The organism is Pseudomonas sp. GL_117 (genome assembly GCF_057835125.1).
In genome coordinates this window covers 3,619,436-3,645,006 of sequence record NZ_CM174418.1, presented here as the reverse complement: position 1 = coordinate 3,645,006, position 25,571 = coordinate 3,619,436, and the positions used below count along the sequence as shown (strand labels likewise).

23 protein-coding genes are annotated in these 25,571 nt (G+C 61.5%); 10 read left to right on the top strand and 13 right to left on the bottom strand.

Annotated features, from left to right (window positions below; genetic code table 11):
- Positions 1–8: 8 nt before the first annotated feature.
- The 5 genes from AC3ISR_RS16400 to AC3ISR_RS16380 all read right to left on the bottom strand — a co-directional run bounded on the left by AC3ISR_RS16400 (position 9) and on the right by AC3ISR_RS16380 (position 5,589).
- Positions 9–983 (bottom strand): ABC transporter substrate-binding protein, encoded by a 975-nt coding sequence (locus tag AC3ISR_RS16400; protein WP_463984839.1) that lies wholly within the window; start codon positions 981–983, stop codon positions 9–11.
- A gap of 222 nt (positions 984–1,205) precedes the next feature.
- Positions 1,206–1,568 carry a 4Fe-4S dicluster domain-containing protein gene (locus tag AC3ISR_RS16395; protein WP_463984840.1) on the bottom strand — a complete coding sequence of 121 codons (363 nt, stop codon included), beginning with the start codon at positions 1,566–1,568 and terminating at the stop codon, positions 1,206–1,208.
- Positions 1,569–1,714: 146 nt separating this feature from the next.
- Complete coding sequence (locus tag AC3ISR_RS16390) at positions 1,715–3,289, bottom strand: FAD-dependent oxidoreductase (RefSeq protein ID WP_463984841.1); 1,575 nt, start codon at positions 3,287–3,289, stop codon at positions 1,715–1,717.
- Between the two features lie 108 nt (positions 3,290–3,397).
- Entirely contained in the window at positions 3,398–4,981 is a 1,584-nt protein-coding gene (locus AC3ISR_RS16385) for a rhodanese-related sulfurtransferase (protein ID WP_463984842.1), read from the bottom strand.
- Complete coding sequence (locus AC3ISR_RS16380; protein WP_192296397.1) at positions 4,978–5,589, bottom strand: cysteine dioxygenase family protein; 612 nt, start codon at positions 5,587–5,589, stop codon at positions 4,978–4,980. The genes AC3ISR_RS16385 and AC3ISR_RS16380 overlap by 4 nt, the downstream gene beginning before the upstream one ends.
- A gap of 214 nt (positions 5,590–5,803) precedes the next feature.
- On the opposite strand from AC3ISR_RS16380, the gene AC3ISR_RS16375 reads away from it, so the two are divergent.
- A complete protein-coding gene (locus AC3ISR_RS16375; RefSeq protein ID WP_192296396.1) occupies positions 5,804–6,709 on the top strand; it encodes a LysR family transcriptional regulator in 906 nt (301 codons plus the stop codon).
- Positions 6,710–6,891: 182 nt separating this feature from the next.
- Positions 6,892–7,686, top strand: coding sequence for a class II aldolase/adducin family protein (locus AC3ISR_RS16370; protein WP_192296395.1), 795 nt, complete (start codon positions 6,892–6,894; stop codon positions 7,684–7,686).
- Between the two features lie 133 nt (positions 7,687–7,819).
- Here the strand turns inward: AC3ISR_RS16370 and AC3ISR_RS16365 are convergent, their stop codons facing one another.
- Positions 7,820–8,902 (bottom strand): LLM class flavin-dependent oxidoreductase, encoded by a 1,083-nt coding sequence (locus AC3ISR_RS16365; protein ID WP_226457495.1) that lies wholly within the window; start codon positions 8,900–8,902, stop codon positions 7,820–7,822.
- Between the two features lie 294 nt (positions 8,903–9,196).
- Here AC3ISR_RS16365 and glsB point away from each other — a divergent pair, with 294 nt between their 5' ends.
- Complete coding sequence (glsB, locus tag AC3ISR_RS16360) at positions 9,197–10,105, top strand: glutaminase B (RefSeq protein WP_192296393.1); 909 nt, start codon at positions 9,197–9,199, stop codon at positions 10,103–10,105.
- Positions 10,106–10,148: 43 nt separating this feature from the next.
- Here glsB and lspA read toward each other — a convergent pair whose 3' ends face one another.
- The 3 genes from lspA to AC3ISR_RS16345 form a co-directional block, all read right to left on the bottom strand.
- Complete coding sequence (gene lspA, locus AC3ISR_RS16355) at positions 10,149–10,652, bottom strand: signal peptidase II (RefSeq protein ID WP_463984843.1); 504 nt, start codon at positions 10,650–10,652, stop codon at positions 10,149–10,151.
- A gap of 434 nt (positions 10,653–11,086) precedes the next feature.
- Positions 11,087–12,331, bottom strand: a complete 1,245-nt coding sequence (locus tag AC3ISR_RS16350) for a saccharopine dehydrogenase family protein (protein ID WP_192296391.1) — start codon at positions 12,329–12,331, stop codon at positions 11,087–11,089.
- A gap of 28 nt (positions 12,332–12,359) precedes the next feature.
- Complete coding sequence (locus AC3ISR_RS16345) at positions 12,360–13,457, bottom strand: carboxynorspermidine decarboxylase (RefSeq protein WP_192296390.1); 1,098 nt, start codon at positions 13,455–13,457, stop codon at positions 12,360–12,362.
- Positions 13,458–15,198: 1,741 nt separating this feature from the next.
- Here AC3ISR_RS16345 and AC3ISR_RS16340 point away from each other — a divergent pair.
- Both AC3ISR_RS16340 and metE read left to right on the top strand, forming a co-directional pair.
- Positions 15,199–15,807, top strand: a complete 609-nt coding sequence (locus tag AC3ISR_RS16340; protein WP_192300798.1) for a LysE family translocator — start codon at positions 15,199–15,201, stop codon at positions 15,805–15,807.
- A 97-nt stretch (positions 15,808–15,904) separates the two neighbouring features.
- The gene (gene metE / locus AC3ISR_RS16335) at positions 15,905–18,193 is read left to right on the top strand and encodes a 5-methyltetrahydropteroyltriglutamate--homocysteine S-methyltransferase (protein ID WP_489324372.1); all 2,289 of its coding nucleotides are present in this window, start codon (positions 15,905–15,907) and stop codon (positions 18,191–18,193) included.
- Positions 18,194–18,325: 132 nt separating this feature from the next.
- Here metE and AC3ISR_RS16330 read toward each other — a convergent pair whose 3' ends face one another.
- Positions 18,326–19,480: an acetyltransferase domain-containing protein gene (locus tag AC3ISR_RS16330; protein ID WP_192300796.1), complete on the bottom strand. Its 1,155-nt coding sequence runs from the start codon at positions 19,478–19,480 to the stop codon at positions 18,326–18,328.
- A 147-nt stretch (positions 19,481–19,627) separates the two neighbouring features.
- Between AC3ISR_RS16330 and AC3ISR_RS16325 the strand changes: the two genes are divergently transcribed.
- Together AC3ISR_RS16325 and yfcF are read left to right on the top strand one after the other, a co-directional pair.
- Positions 19,628–20,164: a DUF924 family protein gene (locus AC3ISR_RS16325; protein WP_192300795.1), complete on the top strand. Its 537-nt coding sequence runs from the start codon at positions 19,628–19,630 to the stop codon at positions 20,162–20,164.
- Between the two features lie 98 nt (positions 20,165–20,262).
- Positions 20,263–20,895, top strand: coding sequence for a glutathione transferase (gene yfcF, locus AC3ISR_RS16320; protein WP_463984845.1), 633 nt, complete (start codon positions 20,263–20,265; stop codon positions 20,893–20,895).
- 4 nt (positions 20,896–20,899) lie between these two features.
- Here yfcF and AC3ISR_RS16315 read toward each other — a convergent pair whose 3' ends face one another.
- Complete coding sequence (locus AC3ISR_RS16315; protein ID WP_192300793.1) at positions 20,900–21,145, bottom strand: hypothetical protein; 246 nt, start codon at positions 21,143–21,145, stop codon at positions 20,900–20,902.
- A gap of 132 nt (positions 21,146–21,277) precedes the next feature.
- Here AC3ISR_RS16315 and AC3ISR_RS16310 point away from each other — a divergent pair, with 132 nt between their 5' ends.
- Positions 21,278–21,922 carry an ATPase gene (locus tag AC3ISR_RS16310; protein WP_463984846.1) on the top strand — a complete coding sequence of 215 codons (645 nt, stop codon included), beginning with the start codon at positions 21,278–21,280 and terminating at the stop codon, positions 21,920–21,922.
- A gap of 34 nt (positions 21,923–21,956) precedes the next feature.
- Entirely contained in the window at positions 21,957–22,298 is a 342-nt protein-coding gene (locus AC3ISR_RS16305; RefSeq protein ID WP_463984847.1) for a hypothetical protein, read from the top strand.
- Positions 22,299–22,440: 142 nt separating this feature from the next.
- Here the strand turns inward: AC3ISR_RS16305 and AC3ISR_RS16300 are convergent, their stop codons facing one another.
- Positions 22,441–23,187, bottom strand: a complete 747-nt coding sequence (locus AC3ISR_RS16300; RefSeq protein WP_463984848.1) for a creatininase family protein — start codon at positions 23,185–23,187, stop codon at positions 22,441–22,443.
- A gap of 30 nt (positions 23,188–23,217) precedes the next feature.
- Positions 23,218–23,931, bottom strand: coding sequence for a murein L,D-transpeptidase catalytic domain family protein (locus AC3ISR_RS16295; protein WP_192300789.1), 714 nt, complete (start codon positions 23,929–23,931; stop codon positions 23,218–23,220).
- 40 nt (positions 23,932–23,971) lie between these two features.
- Here AC3ISR_RS16295 and AC3ISR_RS16290 point away from each other — a divergent pair, with 40 nt between their 5' ends.
- Complete coding sequence (locus AC3ISR_RS16290) at positions 23,972–25,549, top strand: L,D-transpeptidase family protein (protein WP_192300788.1); 1,578 nt, start codon at positions 23,972–23,974, stop codon at positions 25,547–25,549.
- Positions 25,550–25,571 lie beyond the last annotated feature (22 nt).

Sequence of the window (25,571 nt, the reverse complement as noted above, 5' to 3'; positions counted from 1 at the left end):
GCTTTTTATCAGCGCGATGCTTGGGAATTGGGGGCACGCTTGGCGTTAAAGCTCTTGTCGAAACCCTGCGACACGTCGATGTGTTTGGTCAGCAGGCCTTCTTTTTGATAGGTGTCGGCGGTCGCTTGCAGGCCGCTGATAACGCTGTCGTCAATCGCCACTGGGGTCAGGCGGGTGTCCTTGGCCACTTCCACATGCACTTGCAGCGGCAGGCCGGTGATCTTGGCTTGGGCGGCGGCGTATTCATTGGGGTGGGTGTTGGCCCAGGCGTAGGCACGGTCGAGGCGGGCGACAAAGTCGTCCAACTGCACACGCTTGTCGGCGATGGCCTGGCTGGTGGCTGCCAGGTACAGGTGGTTGCTCAGCAGCTGGTTGCCGCTGACCAGCACGCGGGCCTGGCTTTGCGAGGTGACCACGGTGGTGTAGGGGTCCCAGGTCGACCAGGCGTCAGCCGTGCCGTTGTCCAGTACCAGGCGTGATTCGCTGGGCAGCAGGAAAATGAACTGCACGTCCTTGGTGGTCAGGCCGGCCTCGGTCAGGGCCTTGATCGCCAGGTAGTGGCCGATGGAGCCGCGCCCGGTGACGATCCTCTTGCCCTTGAGGTCGGCGACGGTCTTGATCGGCGAGTCCTTGGGCACCAGCAGCGCGGTGGTGTTGCGCCCTTCGGCGTGGATGATGCTGACCACCTTGAGCGAGGCACCGGCACCGAGGGCAAACACGTAGGGCGCGTCACCAAGCGCACCAATATCCACAGCCCCCGCGTTCAAGGCTTCGCCCAGGGGCGAGGCGGACGGGAACTCCGACCACTGGATTTCGTAAGGCACATTCCTGGTTTCGCCGGAGGCTTCCAGCAGCGCCTTGATCGTCGATTTCTGATTGGCCACCCGCAGCGGTTGCTGGTCGGCGGCGCCGGCAGTGCCGAGCAGTCCAAGGGCGAGGGCGGTGCCCAGGAGCAGGCGTTTGAAAGGGGTGGTAAAGACCATGGGATGCAGGCTCCAGGCAGATCAAGAAAGGGTTCGGCTACCTCCGCCTGGAGAAGGGGTCGGTGAGTGGGTTAACGTTATGCCCATAAAAACTCGCTGTGAAGTTCTTTTTGGTTATATGTTAATTATCAAAATAATTTATTATTGATAGTTTGATTATTCTCTTATTGCATTTGAGGTCTTTCAATCACCTTATATCGATCAGCAGGTTTGAAATCAGCGTTATTGCTTCAAACCACTACCCACCTCCCGCGCCAACGCAAATATCCCATCCATGCGCCAGTGTTCGTTGCGGTGCGCAGGATCATTGCTCCATTCATCCCACCCCGAATCCCGCCGATACTGGCCCAACAACCCCGCCGCGCGCACTGCCTGCGCATCGGGGTGACGCAGTTGTTCGGCGTCCGGGTCGACGTAGAGTGCGTCGCTGCGGCAATACAGCTCGCACATGAAGCAGGTCTGGCACGCCTGTTGGTCGGCGATCCGGGGTTTGCCCTGGGGGCTCAGCGCCAGCACGTTGGTGGGGCACACGGTGACGCATTGGCCGCAGCCGTTGCAGAGGTCGGAGTAGATCAGTTCAATCACCAATAATTACCTCATTCTGTAGTGAGCGGGCTTGCCCCGCGCCGGGTGGCGAAGCCGCCCCGAATCCAGACGCCGCGGTGTATCAGCAAGGCCGAGGTGCCTGGGTTTGGGGCGGCTTCGCCACCCAGCGCGGGCAAGCCCGCTCACTACATGGGTTGTGTGGGGTTAGGGGGGATGGGGTCGAAACGTGTGTGCAGCAGGTCGACGCCGGATATGCGCAAGTGCGCGTCGTATAGGGCGCTTTGCTGCGGTGTGTCGCTGCGCTGGTGCATGCCACGGCTTTCCTTGCGCTGCGCCGCTGCGGTGTAGCACCAGCGCGCCGTGGCGGCCATGGCGGCGGTTTCGCGGTCGCGCAGGGAGTTGGTTGAGGGGGCGGTGGCGCGCACTTGATCCCAGATGTTGTCGAGTTCGCGCAGTGAGCGGTCGAGTTGCGCGCCGCTGCGGAAGAGGTTTTTGTCCAGCGGGTGAACCTCGGCCTGGATGCGTTGAATCAACTGCGCGCTGCCGCCGGCAACGCCATCAAAGCCGCGCACTGCACCGTGATACGCCGCGCGCTGCCTGGCCAATCGCGCCGCTCCCCGCCCAGCCCACTGCCCCGTGGACAACGCCCACGCCGAGTTCTGCGCACCGCCCCCAGACGTCGCACCGGCAATCGGTTCACGGCTGGCCGCGTCGCCGGCGGCGAATACGCCGGGCACGCTGGTCTGGCAGTCGTCATTCAGCAAACGCAAACCGCCCACCCCACGGATGGTGCCCTCGGGGTGCAAGGTCACGGCAAACCGCTGTCGATACGGATCAACCCCGTGCCGATCAAACGGCAGCATCAGGTTGGGCTGGATACTCGGCAGTTGTGCACGAATATCCGCAGGCACCCGATTCAAGCGGCAATACACCGGGCCGTTGAGCAGCGCCCGGGCCAAATCCTCGGTAAAGCCGGGGCCGCCGCTGATCGCCAAGGGTCGATCCGCTGCGTCGAAGTAGTCGCCGAAGCTGTACACCATCGAACGGGTCATGCTGCTGCCCGCCGCCGCGATGCAGTAGTAGTTGGAAAACTCCATGCCCGACAGTTCGGCACCGGCTTCGGCGGCCATCAGGTAGCCGTCGCCGGTGTTGGTGTGGTTGCCCAGCAGCCGCGAGAGGAACGCGCAGCCGCCGGTGGCCAGTACCACTGCGCCAGCGCGGATCAACCAGTCGCCACCGGCCTGGCGCCGCCAGCCACGGGCACCGACCACGCGGCCGTTGCCGTCGCGCAGCAGTTCCAGGGCCGGGTGGTGGTCGAGGATCGTCACGCCGCTGTCGAGTACCCGGCGACGCAGGCCGCGCAGGTACTCCGGGCCGCGCAGGCCACGGTATTGGGTTTCGCCCTGGTCGTTTTGCGCGAAGGCGTAGTAGTCGCGCAGGCCCGGCAGGCTGGTCCAGGTGGTGTCGATGGCGCGGGCCATCCAGCGTGCATCGGCCAGGCCGTAGGCGGTGGCCAGGCGTTTGTCGATGGCCGCTTCGCGCGCGCCCGGTGGCACCCACCAATGGCCGGGGCCGGCCGTGGCGGTGACGCCGCTGGTGCCGCAGTAGCCCTTGTCCACCAGGATTACCTTGACCCCTTCGCGGGCCGCAGCGATGGCGGCCCAGGTGCCCGCCAAACCGCCGCCGACGATCACTACATCGCAGCTCAACTCAGTCATCTCAGCGGCCTCGGAAGTTGCACGCCAGGCGCGTGTAGTCATACGCACCGCCACAGCCGAACGGCGCGAACGGGCCGATTGGGCTCAGCTTGCGCCTGGAGAAGGGGCGGATGTGGGGCCTGCACCCGGTGTGGGTGCAGGTGGGGTTGATCAGATGACGAAAAAACCATGGGTGCCGTCGCGGGCCAGTTGGGCCACCAGGCCGAATTCCCAATCCAGGTAGGCCTGCATGGCTTCCTTGGGGTTGTCGGTGCCTTCGTACGGGCGGCGATAGCGGTCGATACGCGGCGAGGCAAGGTGGCTTTCACCTTCTTCCAGCGGCAGTTGCGCATTGATCCAGGCAGCGGTGCCGCCTTCGAGCAGGAACACTTGCTTGCCGGTGATAGCTTCGACTTCTGCCACCGCCAGGCGCGCCAACTGGCTGCTGCCGCAGGTCAGCACGTAACGCTCGGCCACGGGCGCCTCTGCCAGGGCAGCGGGCAGTTGCGCGCGCAGGACCCACCAGGCGCCGGGGATGTGGCGTTTGACGTAATTGGCGCTGGCGGTGAAATCCAGCACCACGGTGTCGCCATGTGCCTGCCATTCGGCAAGGGTGTGCGGGCTGATCAACTCGGCTTGCGGCGGCGCCGGGACCGGTGCGACCCATGCCCCTTGCTCGCTGAAGTGCGCTGCTTGCAGGTCGTCCAGCACATGCACGTCCCAGCCCAGTTGCGCGAGCCAGGAGGCGGACATGTTGGCGCGCACACCGTCGTCATCCGCCAGCACGATCCGCGCCCCGCGCACGCTGGCGACGTGGTCGGTTTCCTGCACCAACTGGCCGCCCGGCGTGGAGCGTGCGCCCGGCAGGTGACCGGCTTCGAATTCTTCCGGGGTGCGCACATCAAACAGGTAGGTGGTGCGGTGCGCCTGTTGCTGCCAACTGTGCAGGTCAGCCAGCGTGGCGCGGCCGACCCGCGCCCTGTCGGCGACGCGGCGCGCATCGGCCGCGGCCACTTGGCGATGTTCTTCCGACGTCGGCGCAAAGCGGCGCGATTGGCCGTGGGCGAGTTTCTGCCCGGCCAGGGTCCAGCCGATGGTGCCGTTGCGCAGCGCCGACACCGGGTTGGCCACGCCGGCGTTGATCAGTGACTGCGTGCCGATGATGCTGCGGGTGCGTCCGGCGCAGTTGACGATGATGCGCGTGGCCGGGTCGGGCGCCAGTTCACGGGCGCGCAACACCAGTTCGGCACCGGGCACGCTGATGCCGGTGGGGATGCTCATGGTCTGGTATTCGTCGAAGCGGCGGGCGTCGAGCACCACCACGTCGGCGTTGCTGTCGAGCAGCGCCTGCACTTCTTCGGCGGCCAGGGACGGCGTGTGACGCTGGCTTTCCACCAATTCGCCAAAGGCCTTGCTTGGCACGTTGACGTCGATGAACAGCTCGCCGCCGGCCTTGCGCCAACCGTCCAGGCCGCCGTCGAGCAGGCTGACCCGCGTGTAGCCCAGGGCGACCAGGCGCTCGGCGGCGCGCGCAGCCAGGCCTTCGCCGTTGTCGTACACGGTGACCTGGGTGTCACGCCGCGGAATGCGCGAGTACACCTCCAGTTCCAGCTTGGACAGCGGGATATTCGCGGCAAACAACGGGTGGGATTCGGCGAAGGGCGTCTCTTCACGCACGTCGACCAGGGCGATTTCGTGACGGTCCAGCAGGGCCTGGCGGATCTGGGCGAAGTTCAGGGTCGATACGGTGCTCATAGGGCAGGGCTCTTTTCTTTGGACAAATCCCAGATGTTCGGGAGGAAGGCGTTGGAATAACCGGAGATAAACGGTTTCTCGCTGCCGTCGGGCTGGTACACCGCACGGCGCACCGCGCCGATATTGGCGCCGTACACGTGGATGCTGATGGACACCTGGTCGCCGTAGGCGTTGCTCACCTGGTGGATGTCACCGACCTTGGGCGACACCGCTTCAACCTGGCCGGGCACCAATTCAATCGGCTTGCCATCGGCGACCAGGCTGCCGTCGGGCGCACGTGCGAAGCCTTGGGAAAACTCCGCGCCGCGCAACATGCCGATCAGGCCCCACACCCGGTGGTCGTGAATCGGCGTGCTTTGGCCCGGCCCCCACACGAAACTGACGATGCTGAAGCGCTGGCGCGAATCGGCGTGCAGCAGAAATTGCTGGTAGCGCTCGGGGTTGGGTTGGGCGAATTCATCCGGCAGCCAGTCATCATGGCTGACCAATTGCGCCAGTAGCTTGCCGCCACGGTGCAGCAGGTCGCCTTCGCGTGGATTGCCGTCGATCAGTTCCGCCAGGGCGCCTATAAAGGCTCTGAGTCTTTCGGGGTGCTTGGCCTGGGTCATGGCAATTCCATCAGTCGGTGTTGATAGAAGTTATCTAAGCATAATGTTTATAGTTAATATGCTATTTTTTAATGATTAGCTTATAGCTGAAGGTAATTTAGAACTGGGTTGACTAGGCTTAGACGTTATCGATCACAGCGTGGACTATCCAGATAGCGTTCCTGCAACTATGCTTCGCACACATCTTAATGACTGATCTCTATGTGCGGCCCAAATGAAAATTGACGATATAGACGCCTTTGTCGAAGTGATCCGTTGCCAGTCCATCAGCCATGCCGCCGAATCCTTGCAACTGACCCAGCCCGCCATCACCCGTCGCGTACAGAACTTCGAGCAAGCGCTGGGGGTAGAACTGTTCGACCGTAATACCAAGCCGCTCAAGCCAACGCTGATCGGCACCCGCGTGTATGAGCAGTGCCGGCTGATCCTGCGCGAGATGGATGCGCTGCGGGAACTGGTCGCCACCGACGCACCGCCCACCGGCCTGTTGCGCCTGGGTGTGCCGCAGACCATCGGCGACGTGGTGCTGCTCGATGCGCTCAAGCACCTGCGCACCGAATACGCCGACCTGCGCGCCCAGGTTGCCACCGGCTGGGGCAGCCAACTGGTCGGCAAGATCGAACGCGGCGAGCTGGATGCGGCGGCGGCGTTGTTCCCGGCGGGCAAGATCTTCCCCGACAACGTGGTCGGCGAGTCCATCGGCAAGATGGAGCTGGTGGTGGTGTGCGCCAAGGCGCAACTGCCAAAGAAACCCTGCAAGCTGGCGGATGTGTATCAGAACGGTTGGATCTTGAACCCGGATGGCTGCGGTTTTCGCGCCGGGTTGCAGCGCACCTTGTCCGATCAGGGGCTGGCGTTGCGGGTGAACCTGGAAACCTTTGGCACCGAGCTGCAATTGGGCCTGGTGGCGGATGGTCTGGGCTTGGGTTTGGTGCCGCGGCCGCTGCTGGAGCGTAGCGTCCATCGCGAGCAATTGGCGGTGATGCCGCTCAAGGATTTCAAGCCGGTGATGGATTTGTGGCTGATCTATCCGCACTTCCTGGGCAACTTGCAGGGGCCGGTGGATGCGTTTGGCAAGTTGGTCGCGGCTTCCCTGCACAAGATCCGAGACGCCGCATAACCCCAGTGAAAGCGGCTTATTGTGGGAGCGGGCTGGCTCGCTCCCACATTCGTTCTGTGTTGTTGCCTGATTTGTTATGAAAAAAAATAATAATTAGCTTAGATTAAAATGTGCTTTTTATTATTTTTATCCATCCCCTAGGCTTGCCTGGAAGTCCTTAAGGCCATCCAGGAAGTTTTGCCATGAGCAGCGTCACCTCGATTTCCAGCGTTTCCAGCAATGTCCGCCAGCGTGTCACTGCGCAAGAATGGGAAGTGCGCGTCAAACTGGCCGCCGCCTACCGCCTGGCGGCCTTGTACAAGTGGACCGATCACATTTACACCCACTTCTCCGCCCGTGTCCCCGGCCCGGACGAGCATTTCCTGATCAACGCCTTTGGCCTGTTGTTCGATGAAATCAACGCCTCCAACCTGGTCAAGGTCGACCTCGACGGTACTATTGTCGACGACCCGACCGGCCTGGGCATCAACTACGCCGGCTACGTGATCCACAGCGCGATCCATGGCGCGCGCCACGACTTGCAAGCGGTGTTGCACACCCATACCCGCGACGGCATTGCCGTGTCGGCGCAGAAGGACGGGTTGCTGCCGATCTCCCAGCACTCCATCGGTTTCTCCGGCCGCGTGGCGTATCACGGGTATGAAGGCATTGCCCTGGACCTGGACGAGCGCGAGCGACTGGTGGCGGACCTGGGCGACAAGAGCGTGATGATCCTGCGCAACCACGGCTTGTTGACCGCCGGCATCAGCGTTGAGCATGCGTTCCAGCAGCTGCAGCAGTTGGAGCGTGCGTGCAATATCCAGGTCGCGGCACAGGCGGCGGGGAATGCGGAGTTGATCTTTCCGCCCAAGGAAGTGGTGGAAAAAGTCGAGCAGCAGGCCAAGGCGCACGCCAGCGGTGAAGGCCCGGGCGTGGCGCGGCATTGGAATGCGCTGGTGCGGCAGTTGGAACGTACCGACACCGACTACAAAAACTGATTCTCGGCACGCAGCAGATCTGAAAATGTGGGAGCTGGCTTGCCTGCGATAGCATCAACTCGGTGCATCTGAACAACCGAGGTGTTTGCATCGCAGGCAAGCCAGCTCCCACATTGTTTTGCAGTGTTGTTGCTTATGCTACTTGCTGGGCCTGCTCGCGCTCGGCGATCAACTGGCGGGTGAGGGGGATCAGGCGCTTGCCGTAATCGATGGCATCGTTCAGTGGATCAAACCCGCGAATCAGGAACGTAGTGATGCCCAGGTCGTAGTAGTCCACCAAGGCTTCGGCGACTTGCTCGGCAGTGCCCACCAGCGCAGTGGAGTTGCCTTGGGCACCAAGCAGCCCGGCAATCCCGGTCCACAAGCGCTTATCCAGCCGCGATCCCTGCGCCGCTGCTGCGAGCAAGCGGCGCGAGCCTTCGTTCGGCGGTTCGCGACGCACAAAACCATTCTTCTCGGCCAGCGCGGTGGCCTGTTGCAGGATGCTGTCAGCCCTCTCCCAGGCAAGCTCTTCGGTCTCGGCGAGGATCGGTCGCAACGACAGGCTGAAGCGAATCGTACGCCCGTGCTTGGCCGCTTCGGCGCGCACCTGGGTGACGATCTCGCGCACTTGTTCGTAGGTTTCACCCCACAGCGCGTACACGTCGGCATGTTTGCCGGCGACGGCAATGGCGGCAGCGGACGAGCCGCCGAAGTACAGTGGGATATGCGGCTGTTGCGGCGACTTCACCGTGGAGTGCGCGCCTTCGACCTGGTAGTAGGTGCCTGCGAAATCAAACGGCTGCTCGCTGGTCCATTCCTGGCGCACCACGCTCAGGTATTCGTCGGTGCGTGCGTAGCGTTCGTCCTTGCCGATATGGCTGCCATCGGCGCGCAGTTCGCGGTCGTCACCGCCGGTGATGATGTGCACGGCGGTGCGCCCGCCGTTGAACACGTCGAGGGTGGTGAACTGGCGTGCCGCCAACGTCGGTTGGGCGAAGCCTGGGCGGTGGGCGATGAGAAATTGCAGTTTCTCGGTGACGCTGGCGGCGTGGGAGGCGATCAGCGTGCTGTCCGGGCTGTTGGAGTGGAACGCCACCAGGGCGCGGTCGAAGCCGGCCTCTTCGTGGGCGCGGGCCACGGTTTCGACGTAATCCGGTTGCAGGGTCGGGCCGCTGCGCGGGTGGATCTCGGAAGCGTGGTGGCCGCCAATGTAGCCGATGAATTCAATGCTCATGGTCTGTCCTTATATCGTGCGGGAAGGGCACCTCCACCGGGCAGGGGGTCGGTAGTTCGCATCCAAAGTAGGGGCAGGGGGCGGGGCTGTAAAATGCCGTTTGGTTCTAACCTAATTATTAAAATGTTGAATCATGTTTTGTGCTATGTATCAGTATTTTGCATTTTTGGCGGGTCAGGTCATTTCTCCCAAGCTTTGGGCGGGTGGTAGAGATTGTGTGGGGCTTGCGCGCGCATTGCAGTATCCTCCGCGACCCGCTTATCAATGATTCCAAGACAGATGACAGGACAAGACATGCAGGTGATGCTTTCGTCGATTCTCGACGAAGTGCGCCCACTGATCGGCCTCGGTAAAGTCGCCGACTATATCCCCGCGCTGGCCGACGTGCCGGCCAATCAATTGGGGATCGCCGTGTACGGCAACGACGGTACGGCCTACTGTGCAGGTGACGCTGAAACACTGTTTTCGGTGCAGAGTATTTCCAAGGTATTCAGCCTGGTGCAGGCCATCGACCATGGTGGCGAAACCATCTGGGAGCGCCTGGGCCACGAGCCATCGGGGCAGCCGTTCAACTCGCTGGTGCAGCTGGAATTCGAACGTGGTCGGCCGCGCAATCCCTTTATCAACGCCGGTGCGTTGGTAATCTGCGACATCAACCAGTCGCGCTTCGCGGTGCCGATCCTGTCGATGCGCGATTTTGTCCGGCGGCTGTCGGGCAACCCGCAGATCCTGGTCAACAGCACTGTCGCCGAATCGGAAGCCCAGCACGGCGCACGCAATGCGGCCATGGCCTATCTGATGAAATCGTTCGGCAACTTCCACAACGATGTGGACGCGGTGCTGCACAGCTACTTCAACTATTGCGCGCTGCAAATGAGTTGCCTGGATCTGGCCAAGGCGTTCAGCTTCCTGGCCAACGAAGGCGTGAGCGCCCACAGCGGCGAACAGATCCTCACCGCGCGCCAGACCAAGCAGGTCAACTCGATCATGGCCACCAGCGGGCTGTATGACGAGGCGGGCAACTTTGCCTATCGCGTAGGCTTGCCCGGCAAGAGCGGCGTAGGCGGCGGAATCGTTGCGGTGGTGCCGGGGCAGTTTACGGTGTGCGTGTGGTCGCCGGAGTTGAATGCAGCGGGGAATTCGCTGGCGGGGATCAAGGCGTTGGAGTTGTTGAGCGAGCGGATTGGCTGGTCGGTGTTCTGACGGTTTGGGGATTTGCGGTTACTGCCGTAAATCCCCTTGAAGCTTAGGCTTTGCGCGGCTTCACAAACAGATCCAGCATCAAGAACAACGCCCCGACGGTGATCGCGATGTCGGCGAGGTTGAACACGCCGGTATGCGTCGGGCCCACATTCAGCACCATGTAGTCGACCACGTGGCCGTCACGGAAGATGCGGTCGATCAGGTTGGCGATACCGCCCAGGGCAATGGCGTAGAGCGGCAAGACCTTGCGCAACGGTTGGCTCCAGTTGGACAAGGACCAGCCCATCGCCCAGGCCACCACGATTGCCACGCCGACGATAAAGATCAGTTGTTTGACCTGAGGCGGCAGCGCCGCGCCCAGGCTCAGGAACGCGCCTGGATTCAGGCTCAGCTCCAGCGCCAGATTGAACGGGTTGGAGCCGAATTTGAAACTCTGGGTTTGCAGCGACACCAGGGCCAGCAGTTTGACCAGTTGGTCCACGGCAATAAAGGCGATGCCCGCGAGGAGGGCGAAGGTGCGGCCGCGCAGTAGGGATGACGTGCTCAAGCGGTAACTTCCTGTTCCGGGTCTGTGAGAGGGCGCCAGAAGATAGCCCAGGCGCTTTGTGGCGTCTATGTCCTGCCCGCACGGATCTCTCTTGCAAACGCGTTGTGTCATGAGCGGGCGTTGTTGCAGTGCCCAAGAGCGCTGAGCAATTCAGCTCGTAACCTGGAATAACAGGCACTGAAATTTAAATGTGGGAGCTGGCTTGCCTGCGATGACAGTGTGTCAGCCAGCCTACCCTTGACTGACCCACCGCATTCGCGGGCAAGCCCGCTCCCACAGTGGATCGGTGTTGCTGGATAGTGAGTGTTCGGCTGAAGATCGCCCAGGCACTGCCAGCTCCCACATTTGATCTGATTGGTCATGAGGGCGGTGTTTTCCCCAAACAAAAAATGCGCCCCTGAAGGCGCATTTTTTGTTCGGTCCGCTATCGCCTGTCAGGCAATCGCATCCCACGCACGATCACCGTGCTCGTCCTTGATCCGGGTCGGCAGGCCCATCACATCCAGTGCTTTCAGGAACGGCTCGGCCGGCAGTTCTTCAACGTTGGCCATGCGTTGCACGTCCCACTCGCCACGGGCGACCAGCAGCGCTGCGGCCACCGGCGGAACGCCTGCGGTGTAGGAGATGCCCTGGCTGTCGGTCTCGGCAAACGCTTCTTCGTGATCGGCTACGTTGTAGATGAACACTTCGCGTGCCTTGCCATCCTTGGTGCCCTTGACCAGGTCGCCGATGCAGGTCTTGCCGGTGTAGCCGGGCGCCAGCGAAGACGGGTCGGGCAGTACGGCCTTGACCAGTTTCAACGGCACGACTTCCAGGCCTTCGGCGGTGGTGACCGGTTTTTCGGAGAGCAGGCCGAGCTGGTTCAGCACGGTAAACACGTTGATGTAGTGTTCGCCGAAGCTCATCCAGAAACGCACGTTGGGCACGTCGAGGTTTTTCGACAGCGAGTGCACTTCATCGTGGCCGGTCAGGTACAGGTTCTGCGAACCGACAACCGGCAGGTCATCGGTGCGTTTGACTTCGAACATGGTGTTGCTGGTCCACTGGCTGTTCTGCCAGCTCCACACCTGTCCGGTGAATTCGCGGAAGTTGATTTCCGGGTCGAAATTGGTGGCGAAGTATTTGCCATGGGAGCCGGCATTGACGTCGAGAATGTCGATCGAATCAATGCGGTCGAAATGCTGTTGCTGCGCCAGCGCGGCATATGCGTTGACGACACCCGGGTCGAAGCCCACGCCAAGGATGGCGGTGATGTTCTTCTGTTTGCACTCTTCCAGGTGGTTCCATTCGTAGTTGCCGTACCACGGCGGAGTCTCGCAGACCTTGCCCGGCTCTTCGTGGATGGCGGTGTCGAGGTAAGCCACGCCCGTGTCGATGCAGGCCCGCAGGACCGACATGTTGAGGAACGAGGAACCGACGTTGATGACGATCTGCGATTCGGTCTCGCGGATCAGGGCCTTGGTCGCTTCCACGTCCAGGGCGTTCAGCGCGAAGGCTTTGATTTCGGCGGGTACTTTGAGGCTACCCTTGGCCTTGACGCTGTCGATGATGGCCTGGCATTTGGAGATGTTGCGCGACGCGATAGCAATACGACCGAGTTCGTCGTTGTGCTGCGCGCACTTGTGGGCCACCACCTTGGCGACACCTCCTGCACCAATGATAAGAACGTTCTTTTTCAATTGCTTTCTTTCTCCTATATCCGCCAGCTTACGAAAGGCTGGACAGGTAGTCGTCGTAACCAAATTCACGAACCACCTCGACTGTACCGTCGAGTTGTTTCACTACGATGGACGGCATTTTCAGGCCGTTGAACCAATTTTTCTTGACCATGGTGTAGCCCGCGGTGTCGATGAACGACAGCCGATCGCCGATGGCCAGCGGACGATCAAATTGATACTCGCCGAAGATGTCCCCGGCCAGGCAGGATTTGCCGCACACCATCACGGTGTGTTCGCCATCGCTCGGCGCCAGCTTGGCGTTGAGGCGATAGATCAGCAGGTCCAGCAGGTGGGCTTCGATGGAGCTGTCTACCACGGCGAGGTTCTTGCCGTTGTAGAGGGTGTCGAGCACGGTGACTTCCAGGGAGGCGCTGTTGGTGATCGCCGCTTCGCCGGGTTCCAGGTAGACCTGCACGCCGTACTTGGCGGAGAACGCTTTCAAGCGGGCGCAGAACGCGTCCACGTCATAGTCGTCGCCGGTGAAATGGATGCCGCCGCCGAGGCTGACCCACTCGACTTTGTGCAGCAGCGCGCCGAAGCGTTCTTCGATGGTGCCGAGCATTTTGTCGAACAGGCTGAAGTCGCCGTTCTCGCAGTTGTTGTGGAACATGAAGCCGGAGATCTGCTCGATCACGCCTTCGATCTTCACCGGGTCCCATTCGCCCAGGCGGCTGAACGGACGCGCCGGGTCGGCCAGCAGGTAGTCGGAGCTGCTGACCTGGGGGTTCACGCGCAGGCCGCGGGTCTTGCCTGCGGAACGTTCGGCAAAGCGCTGCAACTGGCTGATGGAGTTGAAGATGATCTTGTCGCAGTTATCCAGCATCTCTTCAATTTCATCGTCAGCCCAGGCCACGCTGTAGGCGTGCGCTTCGCCTTCGAACTTCTGGCGGCCGAGCTTGAGCTCGTACAGCGACGACGACGTAGTGCCGTCCATGTATTGCTGCATCAGGTCGAACACCGACCAGGTGGCGAAGCACTTGAGCGCCAACAGGGCCTTGGCGCCGGACTGCTCGCGCACGTAAGCAATCTTCTGCATGTTGACCAGAAGCTTCTGTTTATCGATGAGGTAGTACGGCGTTTTGATCATTTTTGAGAGCCTGCGGCGGTGCCTGCCAAAAAAGGACACGCATTGTGCCCGCACTTGGGGCGAATCGGAAGGTTAGCGGGCGGAATTTGCTGCCCTTGGTTTAGGAGCGTAGCGCAGGTGTATGACTGTCCGTGCAGGCGCCAGCGTTTTTGTAGTGAGCGGCCTCGCCCCGCGCCGGGTGGCGAAGCCGCCCCGAATCCGGGCGCTCGGGGCTTCCTGCATCACCCGCCATTTTGAACGGTGTATGCCTGTTCCAACCTGCAAACCCAAGCTTCTGTGTGGAGCTGTCGAGCTTTGGCGAGGCTGCGAAAGCGGCGGCACGGCAGGCAGAGATGTTGCCTGATCCGCCGCCTTCGCAGGCAAGCCAGCTCCCACATTTTTTAACTGTGTACACCTGACACAGCCTGCAAACCCTATTCCCTGTGGGAGCTGTCGAGCTTTGGCGAGGCTGCGAAAGCGGCGGCACGGCAGGCACAGATGTTGCCTGATCCACCGCCTTCGCAGGCAAGCCAGCTCCCACATTTTTTAATTGTGTACACCTGACACAGCCTGCAAACCCTATTCCCTGTGGGAGCTGTCGAGCCTTGGCGAGGCTGCGAATGCGGCGGCACGGCAGGCAGAGGTGTTGCCTGATCCGCCGCCTTCGCAGGCAAGCCAGCTCCCACATTTTTTAACTGTGTACACCTGACACAGCCTGCAAACCCTATTCCCTGTGGGAGCTGTCGAGCTTTGGCGAGGCTGCGAAGGCGGCGGCACGGCAGGCAGAGATGTTGCCTGATCCGCCGCCTTCGCAGGCAAGCCAGCTCCCACATTTTTTAATTGTGTACACCTGACACAGCCTGCAAACCCTATTCCCTGTGGGAGCTGTCGAGCCTTGGCGAGGCTGCGAATGCGGCGGCACGGCAGGCAGAGGTGTTGCCTGATCCGCCGCCTTCGCAGGCAAGCCAGCTCCCACATTTTTTAACTGTGTACACCTGACACAGCCTGCAAACCCTATTCCCTGTGGGAGCTGTCGAGCTTTGGCGAGGCTGCGAAGGCGGCGGCACGGCAGGCAGAGATGTTGCCTGATCCGCCGCCTTCGCAGGCAAGCCAGCTCCCACATTTTTTAATTGTGTACACCTGACACAGCCTGCAAACCCTATTCCCTGTGGGAGCTGTCGAGCCTTGGCGAGGCTGCGAAAGCGGCGGCACGGCAGGCAGAGATGTTGCCTGATCCGCCGCCTTCGCAGGCAAGCCAGCTCCCACATTTTTTAACTGTGTACACCTGACACAGCCTGCAAACCCTATTCCCTGTGGGAGCTGTCGAGCCTTGGCGAGGCTGCGAATGCGGCGGCACGGCAGGCAGAGGTGTTGCCTGATCCGCCGCCTTCGCAGGCAAGCCAGCTCCCACATTTTTTAACTGTGTACACCTGACACAGCCTGCAAACCCTATTCCCTGTGGGAGCTGTCGAGCCTTGGCGAGGCTGCGAATGCGGCGGCACGGCAGGCAGAGATGTTGCCTGATCCGCCGCCTTCGCAGGCAAGCCAGCTCCCACATTTTTTAACTGTGTACACCTGACACAGCCTGCAAACCCTATTCCCTGTGGGAGCTGTCGAGCCTTGGCGAGGCTGCGAAAGCGGCGGCACGGCAGGCAGAGGTGTTGCCTGATCCGCCGCCTTCGCAGGGCGCACCACAAACGTTCAAGAATTCCCCGAACACGCCTCAGTAGACTCGCCAGACTTCTTCTACTGCAGGTTTTCCATGGACATCTTCCTCTACGCCTTCAGCGTCATGTACAGCCCCGGCCCCGTGAATTTCATGGGCCTCAACGCCGGGCTCACCGGGCAGTTTCGCCGTTCCACCGGGTTTTTCATCGGTGTGGGATGCGCGATGCTGCTGTTGTTTGTGCTGTTTGGCTACACCGGCGAGGCGATCATTTCCCAGGCCGCGTTGCCGTACATCTCGTTGATTGGCGGGGCGTACACGTTGTATCTCGCCTATCAGGTATTCACTGCGCGCACGGTCGTGGATGAAACGACGGCAACCGCACCCGTCAAAACCCTCACGTTCTGGAATGGCCTGGTGATCCAGTTGCTCAACCCCAAGGGCATCATGGCGGTGTTGCCGATCACCAGTGTGATGCTGCCGGCGGCGCACATCACCGGGGTGTCCATCGCGCTGGTGTCGGCGGTGCTGGCGGTTGGTGCGTTCGGCGCGCCATGGGTTTATTCACTGCTGGGTGCAGTGCTCGGACGGCGGATCAATGGCTCGTCGGCGTTCACCGTGTTCAATCGCTGCATGGGCGTGGCACTGGCGGTGTGTGCGTATTTCATGTTCCACGCGTTCTATGTACACCTGATCTCAACATGAGTAGATCTTGTGATCATCTAGAATAATATGAGTTTGTCTCACTATCGCTGACTGTCGACAATGACTGCCATAAATATCGACATTGGAGTTGTTAGTCATGGCAGTCGCTCATTCCCTGGGATTTCCGCGCATTGGACGCGATCGTGAACTGAAAAAAGCGCAGGAAGCGTTCTGGAAGGGTGAGCTCGATGAAGCTGGCTTGCGCGCCGTGGGCCGTGACCTGCGCAAGACCCACTGGGACCTGCAAAAACAGGCCGGTATCGAATTGCTGCCCGCCGGGGATTTCGCCTGGTATGACCAGGTGCTGACCCACTCGCTGATGTTTGGCGTGATCCCCGAGCGCTTCCGCCCAGTCGATGGCAAAGCCACCTTGCATACCCTGTTCGGCATGGCCCGTGGCGTCAGCGACAGCTGCTGTGGCGGCGCCCACGCCCAGGAGATGACCAAGTGGTTCGACACCAACTACCACTACCTGGTGCCTGAGTTCAGCGCTGACCAGCAATTCCACCTGGGCTGGGATCAACTGTTCGAAGAGGTGCAGGAAGCCCGCGAGCTGGGCCACAACGTCAAGCCAGTCATCATCGGCCCGCTGACTTACCTCTGGCTGGGCAAGGCCAAGGGCGGCGACTTCGACAAGCTCGACCTGCTCGATCGCCTGCTGCCGCTGTACGGCCAGATCTTCCAGCGCCTCGCCGAATTGGGGGTTGAGTGGGTACAGATCGACGAACCGATCCTGGTGCTGGACCTGCCGCAGGACTGGAAAAACGCGTTTGAGCGTGCCTACAACCTGATCCAGCGCGACCCGCTGAAAAAGCTGGTGGCCACCTATTTTGGTGGGCTGGAAGAGAACCTCGGCCTGGCCGCCAACCTGCCGGTGGATGGTTTGCATATCGACCTGGTGCGGGCGCCGGAGCAGTACCCGACCATTCTCGACCGCCTGCCGGCTTACAAAGTGCTGTCCCTGGGCGTGGTCAACGGCCGTAACGTGTGGCGCTGCGACCTGGAAAAAGCCCTGGCGACGCTGCAGCACGCCCATGACAAGTTGGGTGACCGCCTGTGGGTGGCGCCATCCTGCTCGCTGCTGCACAGCCCGGTGGACCTGGGGCGTGAAGACCAGCTGGATGGGGAGCTGAAAAGCTGGCTGGCATTCGCCGTACAGAAATGCGCCGAAGTGGCGGTGCTGGCCCAGGCGGTCAATCAACCCGAGGCAGCGAATGTTGTCGCGGCCTTGGCACAAAGCCGTGCCGTGCAAGCCGCCCGCGCCGCGTCGCCGCGTATCCACAAGCCTGCGGTGCAAGCGCGGGTTGCGGCGATCACTGCCAGGGACAGCCAGCGCCAGTCGCCGTTTGCCCAGCGTATCGAGCAGCAGCGCGCGGGCCTCAACCTGCCGCTGTTCCCGACCACTACCATCGGTTCGTTCCCGCAGACCGCGTCGATCCGCCTGGCGCGCCAGTCGTACAAGGCCGGCAAGTTGAGCGAAGCCGAATACGTCGAAGCCATGCACAGCGAGATCAAGCACGCCGTGGAAGTGCAGGAAAACCTCCGCCTGGACGTGCTGGTGCACGGTGAAGCCGAACGTAATGACATGGTCGAGTACTTCGCCGAGCAACTCGACGGCTATGTGTTCACCCGTTTCGGTTGGGTGCAGAGCTACGGTTCACGTTGCGTGAAACCGGCGGTGATTTTTGGTGACCTGAGCCGCCCGAAAGCCATGACCGTGGAGTGGATCCGCTACGCCCAAGGTCTCACCCACAAAGTGATGAAGGGCATGCTGACCGGCCCGGTGACCATGCTGATGTGGTCATTCCCCCGCGAAGACGTGAGCCGCGAAGTGCAGGCACGGCAATTGGCCCTGGCGATTCGTGACGAAGTGGTGGACCTGGAGGCGGCCGGCATCAAGATCGTGCAGATCGACGAAGCGGCGTTCCGTGAAGGTTTGCCGTTGCGCCAGGCGCAGTGGCAGCACTACCTGGACTGGGCCACCGAAGTATTCCGCCTGTGCGCCTCGGGTGTGCGCGACGAAACCCAGATCCACACCCACATGTGCTACAGCGAGTTCAACGATGTGATCGAGAGCATTGCGGCGATGGATGCCGATGTGATTACCATCGAAACGTCGCGCTCGGACATGGAGTTGCTGGAGGCGTTTGAAGCCTTCGCTTACCCGAACGAAATCGGTCCGGGCGTGTACGACATCCACTCGCCGCGGGTGCCGGATGCGTCGGAGATGGCCAATTTGTTGCGCAAGGCGGCCCAGCGGATTCCGGCCGAGCGTTTGTGGGTGAACCCGGATTGCGGCTTGAAAACCCGTGGCTGGCCGGAGACCGAAGCGGCGTTGATTCACATGGTCACGGCCGCCCGCCAGCTGCGTGCTGAACTGGCCTGATTCCTGAGTCGTACACGGTCAAAATGTGGGAGCGGGCTTGCTCGCGAATGCGGTGGATCAGCCAATGAATCCGTTGCCTGACACACTGCATTCGCGAGCAAGCCCGCTCCCACATTTTTGGCCTGTGTAGAGTCAGAGGTATTTGAGCCAGGCCAGGTCGCGGCGCCGCGCTTTCAGTGCTGCGAACCAACGCACTGGCGGATACAGCGCAATCGGCAACAGCAACGCCACCAGCCACACCGCGCCCATGCCATCGAACCCAAAGTAGTTGCCCTGGTTAAGACCAAACAGCGCGATACAACAGACGTAGAGCACTTTCAGCACATACAGATGCAGCAGATAAAAGAACATCGGCGCCGCGCCAAACGTGGCCAGTAGGCCAATCCAACGTGCGTGCCCGGCCCGTTCAAACGCCAGCAACAGCAGCAGACCGATGCCCAAGGTCAGCGCCAGGAACAATAGCGAAGGTGGATACTTGGTTACGTTGAAAAAGCTCATCAGCGTCTGCACGCTGCTTTCATAGTGCTGCCAAGGTTTCTCCCCGTAACCATTGAGCGCACGCAACAGCACAAAGCCGACCAGCCCAGCCACGCCCGCCAGCGCCAAATAGCGCTGACGCAGCAGTGGCGGTGAGCCGTTGGCGAACCACGGGCCGAGGCCGTAGCCCAAGGCAATCACGCCGATCCACGGCAGCACCGGGTAGGTGATGCGCAGGCGCAGGTTGTCGCCGACCTCGATCCAACTGCGCTCATGCAGGATCGCCCAACCGTTCTGCAGCATCGAGCCCGGCCCGAAGTGCAGGCCATCCAGCAGGTTGTGCCCGGCGATAATCCCAATCGCCACGGCGATCAACAGCGGCCGCGGCAACCACACCAAGGCGGCGAGGGCGAGCATGCTCACGCCAATTGCCCAGATGACTTGCAGGTAGATCACTGCTGGCGGCATCTGGAAGGTCCAGGCGAAGTTGACCAGGGTGAATTCCAGCACCACCAGAAACAGCCCGCGCTTGAACAGAAACGCCGACACATCGCGGCGGCCCTGGTATTTCTGGCCGTACAGCCAGGCTGACAAGCCGGTGAGCAAGACAAACACCGGCGCACACAGGTGGGCGAGGGTGCGACTGATAAACAGGCTGGGTTCGGTGCTGTCGATGCTCATCGGGTCGCTGACTTGACGGTGCAGCAGGAAGGTTTCGCGCACGTGGTCCAGCAGCATGAACAGGATCACCAGGCCGCGCAGGGCGTCGATGGAAAGCAGGCGTTGGCGCAGGGGGACAGCGTCGGTCATGGGCAAGGGTCGCAGGGTAGGGGTGGAAAGCGGGTGTTATTCTATAACATTAATCTGCCCGCTGCCGGTTTCTAACCTGTGGGAGCGGGCTTCGTCGTGCCTTGGATTCTGCTAAGGTCTGCCAAACCGCTTTCGCAGGCCTTCACCATGACCACCCCGAAAACCGTCATCGACTTCTGGCAACACGCCGGCCCCAAGCGCTGGTTCGCCAAGGACGAGGCCTTCGACGCCAGCTTGCGCGACACCTTCCACAGCGCCCACCTGCAAGCCGCACGCCGTGAGCTGGAAAGCTGGCTGGACTCGGCAGAGGGCGCCCTGGCCCTGCTGATCCTGCTCGACCAATACCCGCGCAATGCCTTTCGCGGCACTGCCCATATGTTCGCCACCGACCCGTTGGCGCGCTTGTATGCCGGGCGCATGGTCGAGGCCGGGTTGGACCAGTTGATCGAGCCTGCCTTGCGTGCGTTCTGCTACCTACCGTTCGAACATTCTGAAGACCCGGAGGACCAGCAGCGTTCCCTGGCCCTCAACCAGACGCTGGATGCCAACACCTACCACTGGGCCAAGGAGCACGCCGAGATTATCCAGCGCTTCGGGCGGTTTCCTCATCGCAACAGGGTGTTGGCCCGCGTCAGCACTGAGCACGAGCAGGCCTTTTTGGACAAGGGCGGGTTCGCCGGATAGGTCCCAGCATTCCCGCCAGGAATGCCCCTATAAAAAGCTGCCATTGTCTTTCTTGCCAGCCATCTCGTAACGTGGGCTTTCACCCAAGGAGCCCTGTCATGAACTCACCCTCGTTGCGCCTGTACGTTGATGCCCAGTTCACCAGCCCCTACGCGATGTCGGTATTTGTCGCGCTGCGCGAGAAGGGCTTGGCGTTTGATACGCAGACCCTGGACTTGGACTCGGCGCAACAGCAGGCTGCGGATTTCACCCAATTGTCCCTGACCCAACGCGTGCCAACCCTGGTGGACGGTAACTTTGCCCTGTCGGAATCCTCGGCAATCACCGAGTACCTGGACGAGGCGTACCCCGCGACGGTGGTGTACCCCGTCGACCCCAAGCAGCGGGCGAGGGCGCGGCAGGTCCAGGCGTGGTTGCGCAGCGATTTGCTGCCCATCCGCCAGGAACGTTCGACGCTGGTGGTGTTCTACGGGCAAAAGATGCCGCCGTTGTCGCCTGCGGCCCAGGCTGCCGCGCAGAAGTTGATCAGTGCGGCACAGGCGCTGTTGGCGGGTAACCCGGACTTTCTGTTTGGCACGTGGTCGATTGCCGATGTGGACCTGGCCGTGATGCTCAATCGCCTGATTCTCAACGGCGACAGCGTGCCCGCCGAGTTGGTCGCCTATGCGCAACGCCAATGGCAGCGGCCGTCGGTACAAGCCTGGGTCAACCTGCAGCGGCCTGCGCTCTAGCGGTTTAAAGCCATTCCTGGGCCACGCGGCGGTCCAGGTCTTCCCAGTCGGCCATGCCCAGTACCCGTGTGGTGTTCAAACCACGCAGGTAGCCGCGCAATTGCTGGGCGCTGGCGCAACGTTGCTCGGCGTCGGCCGTTTCGTCCTGCAGTACCGTCTCATAGTCGACCAGGTAGTCGGCGATCCTCTCGCGAAACTCTGGCAGTACGGCATCGCGGATACGGTCGAACGTTTTCTGGTGGGGCTTCATGGGGGGTCCTTATCTATTTTTATCTAGGCACTATTGGTTCAGATAATAGTCACCATCACGGATCGCAAGTTCTGTTTTTTCAGGAAAAGCGCAAAATTGCCCCCATCGAAACGCTGTTCAAGGAAACGCGCGATGAGGACGATAATTCAGCTGGGTTTGATGCTGGTGATGCTGGGCTCGGTGGCCATGAACAACGCGGCCATCGCCGATGATTTAGATAGTAGCCATTTGCTACCTATCGACGCTAGCGTAGACTCCCTGCAACATGCGCAGTCGGTAGGGGTGTTGTTAAGCGACAATACCCGCGACAACCTCAGTTACCTTGAACGCTACCATGACATGGCCTTGAACGGCGCCAGGGATGCCCTCGACGAGCGTATCCGCCAGGCGTTCGTCAACAGTTCCGACCCGGAACTGGCTATCGACTGGTTGATAAACTCGCTGCAAGGCACCTTTTTGTCGGTCACCGTCTACGACAACCTGGATGCCCTGGTGCAGGCACACCCCGATGTGGTGGTGATGCTCGATACCCACAATCAACTGCTGACCCCTCGGAACGATCAGGTCGAGGCACGTTTTACCGCACGGTTCTACAACGCGAACCTGCAATACATCGCCAAGGCCGAAGGTGCTGTGCGTCGGCAAGTACCGTCGGTGTGGGTGCATGACAAGGCGGCGCCGGAAATTGCCGCGCAGATCGAACAGCAGCGGGATGTCCAGCAAGCGGCCTTGCAACGGTTTGATGCATCGCTCAAGGCGTTGGTCCAAGCCGGTTGATGTGAACTTTTTTGTTATTTTTTCAGGAATTTATATGCGTTATTTTTTCGCCCCGGCCCTGGCCTTTGCTTCACTGTGGCTGGCCGGTTGTGTGTCTGCCCCGAATGCGCCGACATTGACCCTGCTCACCGCCAAGACCCCTGAAGGCTACACCCAGTGTGTGCTGCCAAAGCTTGAAAAACACGGCATCACCTCGACCGTCACGCAGAACTCGCGTCACGCCAAGGTGGTGTTGACCAGCAAGATTGCGGCGGATGATGTGCTGGAGGCCTACAAGACCCAGGACGGAACCAAGGTGTTCTTGTATGAGCGCAAGCCGTTGGCATCGACGCTGACGCCGTCGCGGTTGGAGTTGGTAGCGCAGGAGTGCAAGTAACCCACACACACACAAACCCTGTGGGAGCGGGCTTGCCCGCGATAGCGGTGTATCAGTCAACAAATATTTGGACTGACACACCGTCTTCGCGAGCAAGCCCGCTTCCACACAAGCCCGCTTCCACATTTTTGACCTGTGTGGCCTAGGGCTTGGCTTCGTTGCTGAACGCGTTGACCGTCTTGACCAAACCTAGCGCCGCCAACGCCACCAACTCCCCACCTTTCTCCACTGTCGCCAGCGCCGGGTCCGAGCCCATGCGTCCGTCGGGGAAACGTGCGCGGAAGTCCAGCGCTTCGCGGATCGGCCCGGTGTTGGCGATCTGCGGCGAGTACTCGGCGACCTTGATCGACTGCGGGTACGCCCACTGCGTCACTGCAATCTCCGATGGCGTGGCATGGCTGCCATGGCCGACCGGAAACTGCTTGTGGGCCAGGTCGTTGACGCCTTCCAGGTCCCACCAGTTGACCAGCTTCAGCGCAAACCCGGCCGGGCGGCGGGCGAAGCTCGCTTCGGCGTACAGCTCGGAAAACGACGCCTCAATCGTGGCGATGTTGCCGCCGTGGCCGTTCAGGAACAGGATCTTGTCGAAACCATGCCCGGCCAGCGAGCGCACCCAATCGCCAATCGCAGCAATAAAGGTGGAAGGGCGCAGCGAGATGGTGCCGGGAAAACCCAGGTGATGCTGGGCCATGCCGATATTGAAAGTCGGGCCGATCAGGATGTCGGCATTTTTCTGCGCCTCATGGGCGATGATTTCCGGGCACATCCAATCGGTGCCCAGCAGGCCGGTGGGGCCGTGCTGTTCGTTGGAGCCGATGGGGATCACCACCGTGCGGCTGCGTTCCAGGAACTGCCCGACTTCGATCCAGGTGGACGTATGTAGCAGCATGCGATGCTCTCTTTTATCGATGGGGACAGGCTATCCGCCACGGATTGTACGACTACTCGCCACCTGTTGGGGTTTGCAATTGAGGTAGGTCGACGACTTCAGCCAGTGCTGGTCCGGATACCAGGAAAACATGAACTGCCCATCCTTGAGTTTGTCTACCACCTGGCGTGCCACCTGCGGGCGCACGGCGGGGCAGCCCTGGCTGCGGCCGATACGGCCTTCGCGCTTGCTCCACAGGGGGCTGACGTAATCGGCCGCATGGATCACCAACGCACGGTCGCGGGCCTGGTCATTGAAGCCCGGTTCCAGGCCATCCATGCGCAACGAGTAGCCGTGGGTGCCCAGATAACTTTCCTGAGTGCGGAACAGGCCCAGGCTGGATTGATGGCTGCCCTCGCGATTGGAGAACTGGGTGGCGAAGTTTTCCCCGGACTTGGCGCCATGGGCCACCAGGTCGCGCAGCACCAGGGTCTTTTTGCGCAGGTCGAAGATCCATAGCCGACGTGCGGTCGAGGGCTGGGAGTAGTCGATCACGGCCAGGCGCTCGGAGCGTTCCTCGCCATTGTTGACCGCACATTGCATCGCGCTCAGGGCGCTTTTCAGTACAGTGGGATTGAGTTCTGGAGCCGAGCGCGCCAGGCTGCTATACAAGGAAGGAGGGTTGCCATTGGCGGCGAGTGCATAATTGCCCAACGCGGCCAGGCTCATGGTGATCAAACCCAGGCGGCACAAAAAAGTTAGCATCTACAGTACATCCCCCCACTGTGGATTGGAGTTAAGCCAATTGTTCAAAAAACACGCATGTTACTTGAGCATTTGCTTGCTCGTTGCACCACTGGTCGCGACAGCCGATGAGCTGGCCGCCGAACCTGTGCCAATTGTTTCACCCAGCCCGATTCAACAAGCCCTGGCGGCACTGCCCGGTGTTTGCCCCAGCCTCGCGCCGCAGATTGACGCCGCCGCGCTGGCGCGCCTGCAAGCGTTCTACCAGCAGCAAGGCGACGTACCGTTGTGGTCCGCCGAACAACGCCAAGCGCTGCACACCCAGCTGTTGCTGCTCGCCGACGACGGCCTGGACCCCACCCACTATAGCCAACCCACGCCGGATGCCACGGCCAATGTGCTGTGCAGCGACATCGATGGCAGCCGCCACTACCTGCAAGCCTTGCAGGATTTGCACTACGGCCGCCTGCAACAATCGCGCTACGAACCGCTATGGCATGCCCAGCCGCCAACCCGCGACCCGAACACCGAAGTGCTGGCCTTTGCCGCCACCGGCCTGCGCGACATGGCCCAAGCCTTCGATCAGGCGCGGCCCAGCGCCGATTTGTACCGCAGCCTGCGCAACGCCTATTCCACTGTGCGTCAGCAACCATTGCCGCACTGGGACGCGGTCGCCAGCGGTCCTTTATTGCGTCCCGGCATGGACGACCCCCGCGTGCCGGAATTGGCGCGGCGCCTGGTCAGTGGCGGCTACCTGGTCACCGCGCCCGCCGGCAAGCTGTACCGCGACGAACTGGTCAAGGCAGTCAAGGCCTTCCAGCTCAGCCACTCCCTGCAGGCTGACGGTGTGATCGGGGCCGGCACCGTGGCCGAGCTGAACATCAGCCCGGCAATTCGCCGCGAACAGCTGCGCATCAACCTCGAACGCTTCCGCTGGCTGGCCCAGGACCTGGAACCCGAGGGCGTGCTGGTCAACGTCGCCGCCGCGCAACTGAGCGTGTACCAAAGTGGTATCCCGGTGTGGCAAACCCGCCTGCAAGTCGGCCGCGCCGAGCGCCAGACGCCGTTGCTCAAGTCGCGCATCACCCGGCTGACTCTCAACCCCACGTGGACCATCCCGCCGACCATCATGCGCGAGGACAAACTCCCGGCCATCCGTCTCAACCCCGAGTACCTGCGCCAGCAAAACCTGCAAGTGCTCGACCCCGAAGGTCGTCCGCTGGCACCCGAACAGATCGACTGGGCGCGCCCCGGCAACATCCTGCTGCGCCAGGAAGCCGGCCCGCGCAACCCGCTGGGCAAGATCGTGATGCGCTTTCCCAACCCGTATTCGGTGTACCTGCACGACACGCCGAGCCAACCGCTGTTCAGCAAGGGCCCACGGGCGTTCAGCTCGGGGTGTGTGCGCGTCGAACAGCCGCTGATGCTGCGTGACCTGCTGGTGAGCCCGGCCGAACGTGCGCGCACCGATGAACTGCTGGCCACTGGGGTGACCCACGAATTCCGCCTGGCCACGCCGGTGCCGGTGCTGTTGGGGTACTGGACGGTGGAAGTCGACCGCCAGGGTGGCTTGGTCTACGCGCCGGATATTTATGCGCGGGATCTGTTGCTGATGAAGGCCATGGGCACCACGCTCTGACCCCCTGCAACTCATCTCTCGG